Raw genomic sequence first — 13125 nt, 5'->3', positions numbered from 1 at the left:
TAAACCCGTTAAAGTATATGCAGAGAATAGATATATGATACACTTTCTTTGACACCAAATAATCTTTATAGATGGAGATTCAACAATTCCTCAAGTCCACTATAAGACTCCACCCTGTTAATGGCATCCCTAAGCTTCGCCGCTCCTTCCATTCCCTTCGTATACCAGGCCACATGCTTGCGCATCTCGCGTATTCCCAGGAAATCCCCTTTAAAGTCTATCTGTAGTCTGGCATGTCTTAGCATTGCCTCCTTAACCCTACTTCTTGACGGACGCTCTGGCAGCGCTCCTGTCCGGTCATACTCCACAAGCTCTCGGAAAATCCAGGGATTCCCCTGTGCGCCCCGACCAACCATCACGCCGTCGCATCCGGTCTGCTTCAACATAGACAACGCGCTCTCGCTGGAAACCACGTCCCCATTTCCGATTACAGGAATGGAAACAGCCTTCTTCACCTGACGGATAATCTCCCAATCCGCTTTACCGGAATAATACTGCTCCCGCGTCCTGCCATGGACAGCTACCGCAGCGCCTCCTGCTTCCTCTACAATCTTTGCAATCTCTACTGCATTGACATGATTATCGTCAAAGCCTTTGCGTATCTTTACAGTGACTGGTTTCTGAATGGCCCTCACCGTACGGCTGACAATCTCATAAACCAGCTTCGGCTCCTTCATCAACGCAGAGCCTTCCCCGTTCCTCACCACCTTGGGAACCGGACATCCCATATTGATATCAAGAATCTGGAAGGGTAATTCCTCAATCTCCTTCGCCATTTCACTGATAATTTGAGGGTCTGAACCAAAAAGCTGCAAAGATACAGGATACTCATTGGGATGAATCGCCAGCAAAGCCTTCGTATTTTTATTCTTATATTGAAGGGCTTTTGCGCTAATCATCTCCATACATAAAAGGCCCGCCCCCTGCTCATTGCAAAGCAGCCGGAACGGCAGGTCTGTAACTCCCGCCATAGGCGCGAGAATATATGGGTTCTCAAGCTCGACATTTCCAATCCTCATCTCAACTGTGCCCCTCATTTATACAATATTCTCAGAAACATCATTTTTAAACCTCTTTAAATCTCTTTAAACCTATTCAGTTATGCCGTTTATTTTTCTCATAAATAAACCGCAGCCCCTTAAGGGTCAACTGAGAGTCGTAGATATCAATCACATCCGTCTCTGCCGCAATCATTTTCCCTAAACCGCCGCTGGCAACCACCTTTGCATCTGCATATCCGGACTCCTCCTTAATCTTCTTCACAATATACTCCGTCTGACCAATCTGACCGAATACCAGCCCTGCCTGCATACTGGCAACCGTCTCCTTCGCAATAATGGAATCCGGCTTTTTAATCTCAATGGCAGGCAGCATAGCCGCCTGCTCAGTCATAGCCTGTGCCGAGATACGAATCCCCGGCGCAATAACCGCGCCCTCAAAAGTCCCGTCCACGCCCACAATATCATATGTGGTGGCTGTTCCAAAGTCAATCACAATCACAGGACCTCCATACAGGGTATATGCCGCAACCGCATCCACAATCCGGTCTGCGCCCACCTGCTTCGGATTCTCCGTCACAATTCGGATTCCTGTCTTAATCCCCGCCGACACCACCATTGGCTTAATCCCAAAATACTTAATCAGCGCACTCCCAAGGGAATGCATAATATCCGGCACAACAGACGCTACAATCACATCGTCGATATCCCCGCTGTGTATTCCCTGCCGCTCTACCAACTCCTTGAGTGTAATACCATATTCATCCGACGTCCTTGGAAGCTTCGTCGTCATGCGAAATGTGCCTGACAATTCTTTTCCTTTGAATACTCCTAATGTAATGTTCGTATTCCCTACATCTATTACTAATAACATTTTCTCCTCCATCCAACGAGCCCAGCTTTTACTTCCCGCCCGCCTCGCTTCCCTTGAATTGCTATAAGGTACACCCAAAACACACTAATTCTCTAAAAAGAATACCTTATAATACATCTGCAGGGCTTCAAGTAAATCCTGCTTCTCCCTCTGAAGCTCTTTAATCTTTAACTGACTCCCAATCTCGTCAAACATTGGGTCGAATTCCTTTGACGTCACTTCAAAACACAGGTCGCCGTTCTCCTCATAAACCAGGGTCAGAATTCCCCCCACATCATTGACATAGAGCACGCACATAATTTTAAGCTCGTCCTTGACATCACTGGGAAGCTGTTCAAAATCAGGATTCAGATAATACTTCTGCTCATAAGAATTGGCGCCGCAGAGCACCACTTTTCCATCATACATAGCCATATACCCCTCTCACCGACACCTCGCCGGCATAAATTGTCTTCTCTGCATCCTTCGTTCTTACAATCAGCTCTCCCGTATCGTTGATTCCTACTGCGCGGGCCTCATATTCGTTGTCCGGCTCTAAGACCTTCACCTCCTGGCCACGGTTTACCAAAAGCCTGTTATACCGCGCCCGCACAGCGGATAAATCCTCTGTCTTAAGAAACGTCTCATAATACGCCTCAAACCTCTCCATCACGGCCGCGATTAACTCCCCACGGCGAATGCCGGCGCCGGTTTCCAGCTTTAGCGAAGTTGCCTTATCTTTTATTTCCTCCGGAAATGTTTCCTGATTCACATTAATTCCCACGCCTATGACTACATAATTAATAAATCCGATTTCCGTACTCATCTCCGTCAGTATTCCGCACAGCTTCTTTCCATTGAAGACCACATCGTTGGGCCATTTGATTCCTCCTGTAAGCCCTGTAACCTGGCGAATGGCTTCTACCACCGCCACCGCCATCAAAAGGGTCAACTGGGGAGCTTTTACAGGAAGGAACGTTGGCCGCAGCAGAAGCGTCATATAGATGCTGGTTCCGGCAGGCGATTCCCATCCCCTGCCTCTGCGTCCTTTTCCAGCAACCTGCCTCTCCGCCACAAAAAGGCTCCCATGTTCCCCGCCTTTCTCTCCGGCATCCTTGGCCCGTATATTGGTCGAGTCCGTCTCCTCGTAATAAACAACCTGTCTGCCCGCCCATTTGGTCTGAACCATACTCTCAATCTCCGCCTTGGACAACACATCCGGACTGCCCATCAGACGATAGCCCTTGTTGCGTACGGCCTGAATCTGATATCCTTCTTTTTTTAACTGCTCAATCACTTTCCATACAGCCGTCCGCGACACCTGGAAATAGTCGCAAAGCTGCTGGCCTGACAGATAACCGTCAGATTCCTTTAATAACCGCAAAATCTCTGATTTCATACTCTCTCGCCCAACGTTGCCACCATCACAGCCTTAATGGTATGCATCCGGTTCTCCGCCTCGTCAAATACCTTCGACTGTTCTGACTCGAACACCTCGTCCGTCACTTCCATATCCTCAATACCGAACCGCTCATGAATCTCCTTGCCAATCTTGGTCTTTAAATCATGGAACGCCGGCAGACAATGCAGGAATATAGCCCCCTCACTTGCATTTGCCATGACCTCCCTCGTCACCTTATAGGGGGAAAGCTCGCGTATCCTTGCTTCCCATACTTCATCCGGCTCGCCCATGGACACCCATACATCCGTATAGATCACGTCCGCCTCCTTCGTCCCTTCTTTTACGTCTGAGGTCAGCGTAATCGTTGCGCCGCTCTCCTTGGCATACCCTTCGCAAGTCTCCACTAATTCTGCATTCGGAAAATAATTTTCCGTCGTACAAGCCACAAAATCCATTCCCATCTTTGCACAGGCAATCATCAGGGAGTTACCCATGTTGTACCTTGCATCCCCCATGTAAACAAGCTTGATTCCTTTCAGGTATCCGAAATGCTCGCGGATCGTCAGCAAATCCGCCAACATCTGCGTCGGATGATACTCGTTGGTCAAGCCGTTCCAAACTGGTACGCCCGCGTATTTTGCCAACTCCTCCACAATCTCCTGTCCAAAGCCACGGTATTCAATCCCGTCATACATCCTGCCAAGCACTCTCGCCGTATCCTCAATACTCTCCTTCTTCCCAATCTGAGAACCGCTTGGATCAAGGTAGGTAGTTCCCATTCCCATATCGTGTGCCGCCACCTCGAAGGAGCATCTGGTTCTGGTGCTTGTCTTCTCGAAAATAAGGGCGACATTCATTCCTCTGTAATTGTCAACCGGCACGCCGTTTTTCTTCTTTTCCTTCAAATCTGCCGCCAAATCCAGAAGATAGGTAATCTCCTCTGGTGTATAATCCTTTAATGTCAAAAAACTTCTTCCTTTTAAATTCATCGTCAATCCCTCTCTTAATCCTATTAGTACGTGCACAAACCTTGGAAGGTTCATCTGGTCGTTTAACGCTTCGTATTTTTTATATACCATATCATATAATTGGTCAACTGTGTATATCTGATATTTGGGAATCTTAAGTAACTTTGCCGCAGCCTCCAGCATACCCATGAATAAATCCCGCCCCTTAAACCCAAGGGACAGCTTTAGGACAAAGCCTATCTCCGCCTTCTCAATCTCCCGCATCCCTGCCAAAATATCTTCATAATAAGCCTCGTCATGAGTCTGCTCTAAGTAATAAATGGTTCCCTCTAGGCCATAAAGCATTCTTTTGGCGTCATAGTAGCCGATTATGAGATTCTGCCGACTGCGTTTTCCTGAAAATTCAATAATACTCCCAAGCTTCACTCTCGGCGCAATCTCATACTTTACGCTCTCCTTGGGCATCTGAACGCGGGGCTCCCGCCCCGGACCATAGATACGCACAGCGATAATATCCTCATATCCACGCTTCACCAGTGAATTCAATGGTACATTATTCACAACGCCTCCGTCAATATATTTCTTTCCCTGAATTCTCTCATTTTTGAAGCCAATCAAATACGCGCTTGCCAGCAGGAAGTCCTCCAGAAGTCCCTCCGGTATATCGTCAATACTCAAATCCAACTCCCTGAATTCTGACAGAGAAAAAGTAAGCAGACAGAATTCTTTGCCGCAGCCGCGGATTGCTTCTTCGTCTACCGTTTCATGAATCAGCTTTCTAAGCGGCGTAACATCCACGCCTCCGTCTTTCAGCATCTTCCAGCCTTCATTGAGAAACTCCTTCATCGTCGTCTGCTTCTTAAACAGACGCTCCATCCATTCGTCGTCCACATCCATGACTGATGAAAATGTCATCTCTCTCCAAATATTCTCGGCATTCTCAATATCTCCCATGCAGATCAACGCACCGTTGAGCGCTCCTACGGAGGTTCCGGCCACAGCATTTAACTTCACTCCTGCTTCTGCCAGCGCCTTCCATGCACCAATCTGATATGCGCCGCGAGCGCCTCCGCCATCCAACACCAGACCGTACTCCTTCGACATATCAATCACAGGCTCCATACTATCACACCTTTCTATAACCTCTGCCGAACACAAACCCGTCTGCCTCAATAAACGATTCGTTATTTCCGCCGCTGTCTCGCGGCTTCAAACATCAACACCGAAGCCGCAATCGCCGCATTTAACGATTCTACCTGCCCCTTCATAGGTATCTTAATATAAGTATCTGCCAAATCCGCAATTTCCTTCGTAAGTCCGTTTCCTTCATTTCCTATCAGAAACGCACATGGACGGCAATAATTCTCCTCATCATAATCACACATCCCCTCCAGATGCGCCGCATAGGTCTTTATGCCTCTCTCGTTTAAAAATTTGACAGCTTCCGACAGCTTCCTGGCATAGCAAAAGGGCATCCGATAGATTGACCCCATGGTGGAACGAATTGTCTTGGGATTATAGATATCCACACATTCTCGGTCCATGATAATTCCCGTCACCCCTGCCCCTTCTGCTGTCCGAAAAATGGTTCCCAGATTACCAGGGTCCTGGAGATGGTCAAGCGCCACAATATGGGGCAGCTCTCCCCCCGCCACTGTTTCCAGTGTATACTCCATCTGCTTTACTATACACAGAATCCCCTGGGGAGTTCTCGTATCCGATACATAATCAAACACTGTGTCCGACAATACCTCTATGGCTGAGCTTCTTGCGGCGCCGGCAAGAAGCTCAGCCACCACACTCCGTTCTTTTTTATAAAATGTCTCTGATACATATATTTCCCTCAATATATTCTGGGGCACCTCCCGAAACATCCGGATTCCCTCCACCAGAAAAACCTTTTCTTCGTCCCTTGCCTTCCGCTTCTTCTTAAGGTTTACCAGACGTTTTACTTTTGCGTTCGATGTACTTGTAATCTTGTCCATTTCTGCCCTTTCTTATGAAATGAATTTCACACCTGAGACTTTCCATTCATATTTGAGCTCTTTCAAGCCAAATTCATTACGCTATATTATAGCCCATACCGATAACGAATACAACCGTTATATACAGGCTTTTCATCTGTTTCAATTCTGTAGAAAAGAAAGAAAAATTAGGACTGTAAATATAAAAAGCTGCCGGCCCATTAAGGTTGAGAAACTTGACCTTAACGGGTCCGCAGCTTTTACGACTGCAATGCCTTTTTATATTGCTCTGGCTCTCCATAATAATCCAACAGCATTGACGCAAACTTATCATGAACCCCATGCTTCGCCGGCGCCTGTACGATATTCATTCCAGGATTGTGATTTCCTTCAATCAACTCAAGGCGTCCGTCTGACAGAATGGCCACATCCCATCCCACCACACGCAGACAAGGCAGCTCCATGGAAGCCTCCCTGCACAGCTCTACGATTTCCTTCCAATGGGGAATCTTTGTACCTTTAAATTTTACTCCGGTCATAGGATGTGTCACATAACTGTTCGAGCATTCGTCCAGACCATCCGTTATAATCTCACCGTTTGCAGGGTCCATCTCACAGAAAATGCCGCCTCCGTGTGCATTATCCACATGCAGCCCATTGTTGCCCACACGCAGCCCACAGCCGAACACCTCGAATCTCTCGCCGCATCGGAAGGTAATCACCCGCAATGTATTCAGCGAAGACGGATGGAAAACAGCCAGCTCATCACAGGATTCTACGAATTCCTCTGCCAGATATTTGCCGCTGCACATCTTCTCGTAAAACTCCCTTGGATTCTCATTTTCTCGAAGTTCTTCCTCTGTCAGCCTCAAAAACCCGATTCCCCAACTGGAATACTGGGGCTTTAAAGCAACGGTATGGTACTTGTGCACAAATTCACAGAACTCCTCATAACTGGCGTCCGGCACATAAAGCCATCCCCTATGTATAAAACGTGTGAAATTCTTAAGAAAGGTTTCCTTGCTTTTCAGATATGGCTCTGATTCACTGTTATATGGCCGCATCAGACGGGTTGCCTCCACATCAGTAAGGTATTTTTTCTGCTCTTTCTCACTCAGATTGCAGAACCCAAAAATCATGTACTCAGACTGCGACACCCGCTTCTCTGGATTGTGCCTGCGGACCTTGAGATAGTCATGGAACAGTTTATTCTTCGTAAACCCTTCCGGAAATTGGTTCAAGCCCTTAATATAGGACATAAATTTTTTCCTCAGCAGCGGATAGGCTCTTAAATTCTTCACAAGATAATTCTCAGTTAAAATATTCATTTTAAGCACTCCTTTATCAGCGGGTACTTCCCGATTTTATCAAGCTGGATGATGTTGCCGCCCGGCCAGTGACAGTTTCCTTCAATCAATTCCGCACCTTTAGGGGTAACCGCAATATCCCACCCAACATATCCAAGTTCTGGTATCATCTCCATCGCCTGAATCGCACATGCTCTGACCAGCTCCCAATGAGGTATAGCAAAACCTGGCATATAGACAGATGAACCCGAATGATATTCATAATCTTTGATTTCTGTATTGTTTCGCCCTGGTCCTGTAACAACGCCAGTTTCCAGATTAAGGGGATACGCCACTCCTCCTGAATGAAAATTATCTGCAACCGTCCCAGGAGCGCCGCATTTTAAACAGGCTCCAATCAGTCGGACATTCCCCCTTTTGTCTCTTGCAGCATTGATACGCACAGAATTCACACAGGTGCTAATCTGCTCTAAGGCTTCATGCTGCACAATCACCTGCTCTAAGAGACACTTTTTGGCCTTACATTCTTCATATAAAGCTTTAGGCTCCTTTACTTCCCTGGTACACAGTTTTTTAATCCCCTGTCCCATGATTCCCCGATCTGGTTTGACGATAAATATGTCATGAGCGTCGAGAAATGCAGCAAACTCCATGAATGGAAGCTCTGGCACGTATAAAAAGTCCCTATGCACAAAATCAGAAAAACTCTGGTAAAACAAATGCTTATGGGACATAATTTCCTCTTTCTCCCTGGTCATAGACCAATTAAGCGCTCGGTCTGCGCTGGCAGAACGGCCGGAAGTAAGATAGGTCTGTCGTTCTGCATCACTCAGCTCGTAGAAGCGAAGCACAAAATAATTCTCCGGTGAAGCCTGATGCCGGTAGCTTGCGCCCAGAGCATCCAGAAAGTACAAGGCTGCGAAACCGCCCCGCTGTACCTTAAGCCGCCTGGCCATCTGATATATCTTTTTTCCTGCACTCCACCTTGACATCCCACTTCCTCCCTTTTCTAGTGCATATTCAATATCCTGCGTACATTTTCCTCTCCCAAGCGCTTAAGGGTGCGCCCGTCCTTGCGGAAATCTGTCTTAAGAGACGCCGAGGCAAGCTCAATCAACGCCGTACACACAGGAACCGGAATATCAAGGACCTGTCCTAAGGATTCCATCAGCACCAAGCCCTGGGGAACATCCTCCGTAATGTATCTGGAATTCACACTCTGGGGGCCCTTCGCCCTCTGGGGCATGGACGCATACTCAAAAAACACCTCACGGCCTTCCCGCAGTTCGTCCAGACTATTTCGGAATTTACAGGCCTCTGCATAGGCAAGTCTTTCAAAGCCCAGAGCTTCCAGTATGTCCATTTTTTCTCTATCCAGGGCCTCCAAAAGAGTCCACACAGAAGGCGTGAACACCTCATGATACATGCAGTAATCTCCCTTTGTGGCCTCAATTCGCGGAATACTCATGACCGCGCCCACTGTATGTACAATCATATTGGGATTATGCAGAGCCGCCTCTGCCACACTCTTTAAATACACGAAGGGCGTTCCCATCTCATCCAAAACCGCTGCCGCCTGGGCAGTCTTTTGGGCCGGATAGACACCGAGAGGATTGCGCACATTACGAAAGCCCACTTTGAAATGTCCGGGCGACCATATCCGCCCGTCAATAAAGTTACTCTCAGCCTCCGCCACTATGACGCCCTCCTTAAGTCCCAGACCAAGGGCATAAGCTGTGGAGAGATACCCCGGATTAATCAGAAGAATCTGTCCTTCTTCAAGATAGGGAAGCACCCTCTTAAGCACCTCCTGGTGAAATCCCGTCTGGGTAGACAAAAGTACAACCTCATGGCCTCTGACTTCACTGACCTCCCTGGTCAAATGGCTGATTTTGCAGACCTTTTTTGTACCGAATTCATCCATCTCTATTTCTGCACCATTCTCAGTCAGATGGCGGAAGTTATCATCATGGAGGGAGTGGGACGTCTTAATCAGCGTCACCTCATGACCGCGCCATGCGTAGTCTGCTGCCAGCGCACACCCACTGTTCCCTGCCCCTAAAACCGCTATTTTCATAATTTAACTCCTATTTTATAACCAATTCCCGTCTCTTTTATTGATTATTTTACACTACTCTTAATCAAGCTTCCAAAGAGCAGATCTGTCTTTGGAAGCCGTTTATTATCAAGGGCCGCCGCCGGCGTGAAGGTCATTTCCCCAAAACGCACGCCTCGCTGCGTCAGATACAAGTCTACCCGCACAAAGGGAAAGCCCTGACTCAGCCTGTCGGCAATCTGAAATGCCTCCGAAAGCCCCAAAGGCTTAGGGATTGAAAAATCCTTCGGCGCATTTACCGAGTCACGGTTAATCCGCATAAGCCTGAACTCTCTGTCAAAGAAATAAAAACGGGGCCACCCTTCTTCCCGTCCCACGCACACCATGACGCAATAAGCATTGCCGTTAAAGCAATAGAACTTATAATCCTTTGGCGGCGTTCCTCCTTCGCTTCCAATATATTCCTCAACAATAATTTTCTTGTGAACACCACGATACTGCAGCTCAGAAAAATAAGCCCAAAACGGCTCGCGTCCCCATTTTTCCAGCATTTTCTTTGCCGCTGGAACCTCCAGAGCATCCTTAGACGGACAGATGAGATTGTAGCCGCAGCCAAAATTCCATTTCATGGCAAAGCTCTCAGGAAGGCTGTCCCAATCAATCTGCTCTGCCGAGTCATAGACTGCCAGAAGCTCGTTTAGACAATGCCCAAGTCCGCAGTCTTTCACATACTGCCGCACACGAAATTTATCCGCACACTGTCGAACCAGTTCATTTTTTCCAAAGTCTTCTAATTTTAATTTCAGAAGTTTTTCGTTGAGTGTCTGCGGATTTTTAAGATTTGGCAGACGCCCGAATTTCTTGAGAAAAAGAAGATGTGTATTCAAACGGGGCGACACATAAGAAAGGGCGATATAAAACGCCTTGGTTGTCTTGCTGATTCTTTTTTTCTTCACGCCTTTTCCTCCCCGCTGTCTTCAAGAATCAATTCCTCTGCTGCTTTTAGGGAATCTAAGAGACATTCTATCACAAATTTCGAGCGTTTCACAATGGATTTATATTCCTGCTTGGAAGCCACGTACTGGTAATGCAGTACAGAGATTGACGGGTCATAGCGAATTACATTTCCCTCACGGCGGCACAGCCACTCCAGAATCTCCATCTCATAATACATATAAGTCTTAGGAAAGAACGGCTCCGGATGGGCCGCCAGATACCGGTGGGAAAAAATGACACATGAGCCATGAAGGACAACCCCTTCTGCCGAAACCGAAGAGTCAATCTTCTGCTTGGCCCTCTGCCGCCGCTGTACCCGTTTCCAGATTGCGGGGCTGTTCTTCTCACCGCTGCTTAACAAAAGCAGAATGGGATTGCTGCTTTTCTTCACCTTCGCATACTTTCTCCTCACTGATTCCAGAGTACACCCATGAAGGCTTTTCGGACTCTGATGGATACCCGAAAAAACAGAGAGAATGTCCGGCCCAAGAACATCGAAGGGATGCTCTTTAAAAATCTCGCCAATTTGCACAGCGAAATCCTTTTGTACTATCTCCACATCATTGTTGAGCACAACCACAAAATCCGCCTTAAGATGACTGCACACCCAGCAAATTCCAAGGTTATTTCCTCTGGCAAATCCCCCGTTTTCCTGGTTCAATAGGACGGTAATCATCTTCTCTTTTTCATATTCCTTTTCCAAAATCCTGCCTGTGCCGTTGGGCGAAGCATTATCAACGATTACAATATGGCTTTTGCCCTCCAATGCCTTTATTCTCTCCACACAGGTTCTGGTCATCTCTATGGCGCGGTAATGCAGTATTACAAACGCTGTCATGCTTCCTTCTCCCTTTCGCTCATGCTTCCTTTATTCCAAAACATGGCCCGAAAACTATCTGCCATCCAATAGCCAAAATCATAAAAACTGCGGCTTAAACCAAAGCTTTTCTTAAAATGTACCGCCGCCAGAGCCGGATCTGTCTGATGGACCCGCTTTCCCAGACGCCTGTTCATCACCGCATCACTGTTCGGATACTGCCGGTAAAGCTTCTCATGCTTGTTGTGCAGATGAAGCAGATGAGGATAAGACTTTACCCTGGTGGATATACTGTCTAAGCCCACCTCAGACTCCACCAAGGCCTCCGGAAGATAGCACAGTGTAAAACTTCCGGCTGCGCGGATGCCAAAATCCCAATCCTGATAGCGGCGTATATTTTCATCAAACTGAAGCTGCTCCCACACCTTTTTATACATCAGCATCGTCTGAGTGCTGGCTCTGTTCTCGGCAAGAAATTCCTCCAGTGCATTCTCCGGATGAAAGGGATGCACCGGATAATAGAAGCGACTTCCTCCCTCAGACATGCGGTTCATTCCACAGAAGCACATATCTGCCCCGCTAATACAGAGGAATTCATACTGCTTCTTAAGTTTATCCGTATGCCACACATCGTCACTGTCCTGATATGCCAGAAGCTCTCCCTTGGCTCGTTTGGCGCCATAATTTCTGGCATAACATGCCCCTCGGTTCGTTTCATATCTCAGATAATGAAGACGTGAATCCCCAAACTCACGAAACAGTTCTTCCGTACCGTCTGTGGAAGCATCATCCACCACAAGAACCTCTATATTCTTGTAGCTTTGGCTAAGAACGCTTTCGATGCACTTGGGAAGCTTCTCTTTTCTGTTGTATGTAGGAATGACTACTGAAATCATCTTTTGTTCCATCGCTCTTACTCCTTTGTCACTGGAAACGGAAACACTTCCTTAAGTGCCCTCTTTTTCTCTGCAACCGCCTCCTTGCGGATGCTGTATCTATCTTCAACCATGGAAAGCTCTGGAAGCCTTTCCGTCCGCAAATCATAGGGCGTGTGCGTCATACCATAGGCGGAATAATAGTCGTCAAATTTATAGCCGTCGCCAAGAAGCCTGTCGCCAAATACTACGTGCAGATTGGGAATGCCCAGACTGTCTGCCACAATCAGTCCGTGAAGGCTGCTTGAGAGAACACACCTGCATCTTGCAATCTCCTCAATTACCTTCATAGGCTCATCCTTTACATTGATGAATTTGCCGGCATATTTTTCAATAAGCTCTGACACCCTGGGGTCCTTCAAATCACAGAGATGGGGGATAATCCCTACGTCGTAACATTTCTCCGGCTTAACCTCCAAAAGCTCTGACGCCAGAAGTCCCGCGTCGGACGTGGGAATATCCAGTGTTCTCCCTGTCATTTTCTCTACCCTTTTCCTCGTCAATTCTCCCCGAACTGCACAGAAATCCATATCTCTCTTAAAGAATATCCCTTCACAATCCGAGTAATTGATGAAGCCGGTTCCCCAGATTGACACATGAGGGCTGGCAATCCCATTGATTCTCTGTCTGATTCGCATAGGGAAGGTCCCATGCAGGGTATACATCCCCAGACAGCTTCCAATAGCGCACAGCTCTCCCTCCAGAAAAGAACAGCGCACGACCTCATAGCCAAAACATTTCTCAAGAATCAGCTCATTCAACTGATCTCCCATATTGTGGAGTTTGGTATAATAGACCTTAATCTGCTTTGCCATCCTGCGTGCCCTCC

At 47.4% G+C, this 13125-nt stretch carries 13 protein-coding genes; all 13 read right to left on the bottom strand.

Features of this window, described 5'->3' with window-relative positions; genetic code table 11:
* Positions 1 to 65 precede the first annotated feature (65 nt).
* Positions 66 to 1019, bottom strand: a complete 954-nt coding sequence (gene dusB / locus GN277_RS03170) for a tRNA dihydrouridine synthase DusB (RefSeq protein WP_159749782.1) — start codon at positions 1017 to 1019, stop codon at positions 66 to 68.
* 76 nt (positions 1020 to 1095) lie between these two features.
* On the bottom strand, positions 1096 to 1872 hold the full coding sequence (locus tag GN277_RS03165) for a type III pantothenate kinase (protein ID WP_159749780.1): 777 nt from the start codon (positions 1870 to 1872) through the stop codon (positions 1096 to 1098).
* 84 nt (positions 1873 to 1956) lie between these two features.
* A complete protein-coding gene (locus tag GN277_RS03160; RefSeq protein ID WP_159749778.1) occupies positions 1957 to 2280 on the bottom strand; it encodes a DUF6145 family protein in 324 nt (107 codons plus the stop codon).
* Positions 2273 to 3250 (bottom strand): biotin--[acetyl-CoA-carboxylase] ligase, encoded by a 978-nt coding sequence (locus GN277_RS03155; RefSeq protein ID WP_159749776.1) that lies wholly within the window; start codon positions 3248 to 3250, stop codon positions 2273 to 2275. The genes GN277_RS03160 and GN277_RS03155 overlap by 8 nt, the downstream gene beginning before the upstream one ends.
* Complete coding sequence (gene argF, locus GN277_RS31990; protein ID WP_159756318.1) at positions 3247 to 5343, bottom strand: ornithine carbamoyltransferase; 2097 nt, start codon at positions 5341 to 5343, stop codon at positions 3247 to 3249. The genes GN277_RS03155 and argF overlap by 4 nt, the downstream gene beginning before the upstream one ends.
* Positions 5344 to 5405: 62 nt before the next feature.
* Positions 5406 to 6206 (bottom strand): TrmH family RNA methyltransferase, encoded by an 801-nt coding sequence (locus GN277_RS03145; protein WP_159749775.1) that lies wholly within the window; start codon positions 6204 to 6206, stop codon positions 5406 to 5408.
* Positions 6207 to 6445: 239 nt separating this feature from the next.
* The gene (locus GN277_RS03140; RefSeq protein WP_159749773.1) at positions 6446 to 7513 is read right to left on the bottom strand and encodes a sugar-transfer associated ATP-grasp domain-containing protein; all 1068 of its coding nucleotides are present in this window, start codon (positions 7511 to 7513) and stop codon (positions 6446 to 6448) included.
* The gene (locus GN277_RS03135; RefSeq protein WP_159749771.1) at positions 7510 to 8484 is read right to left on the bottom strand and encodes a sugar-transfer associated ATP-grasp domain-containing protein; all 975 of its coding nucleotides are present in this window, start codon (positions 8482 to 8484) and stop codon (positions 7510 to 7512) included. The genes GN277_RS03140 and GN277_RS03135 overlap by 4 nt, the downstream gene beginning before the upstream one ends.
* 17 nt (positions 8485 to 8501) lie before the next feature.
* Positions 8502 to 9569: an NAD/NADP octopine/nopaline dehydrogenase family protein gene (locus tag GN277_RS03130; RefSeq protein ID WP_159749769.1), complete on the bottom strand. Its 1068-nt coding sequence runs from the start codon at positions 9567 to 9569 to the stop codon at positions 8502 to 8504.
* A gap of 44 nt (positions 9570 to 9613) precedes the next feature.
* Positions 9614 to 10504, bottom strand: a complete 891-nt coding sequence (locus GN277_RS03125) for an ATP-grasp fold amidoligase family protein (RefSeq protein WP_159749767.1) — start codon at positions 10502 to 10504, stop codon at positions 9614 to 9616.
* The gene (locus tag GN277_RS03120) at positions 10501 to 11382 is read right to left on the bottom strand and encodes a glycosyltransferase family 2 protein (protein WP_159749765.1); all 882 of its coding nucleotides are present in this window, start codon (positions 11380 to 11382) and stop codon (positions 10501 to 10503) included. The genes GN277_RS03125 and GN277_RS03120 overlap by 4 nt, the downstream gene beginning before the upstream one ends.
* Complete coding sequence (locus tag GN277_RS03115; protein WP_159749763.1) at positions 11379 to 12269, bottom strand: glycosyltransferase family 2 protein; 891 nt, start codon at positions 12267 to 12269, stop codon at positions 11379 to 11381. Before GN277_RS03115 ends, GN277_RS03120 begins: the two co-directional genes overlap by 4 nt.
* A 5-nt stretch (positions 12270 to 12274) precedes the next feature.
* Positions 12275 to 13111, bottom strand: a complete 837-nt coding sequence (locus tag GN277_RS03110; RefSeq protein WP_159749760.1) for a polysaccharide pyruvyl transferase family protein — start codon at positions 13109 to 13111, stop codon at positions 12275 to 12277.
* Positions 13112 to 13125: the final 14 nt, after the last annotated feature.

It is taken from the genome of Sporofaciens musculi (assembly GCF_009830285.1).
GTDB classification, from domain to species: Bacteria; Bacillota; Clostridia; order Lachnospirales; family Lachnospiraceae; genus Sporofaciens; species Sporofaciens musculi.
The sequence above is the reverse complement of the archived record's forward strand: the minus strand, read 5'-3'. Positions and strand labels throughout refer to the sequence as shown.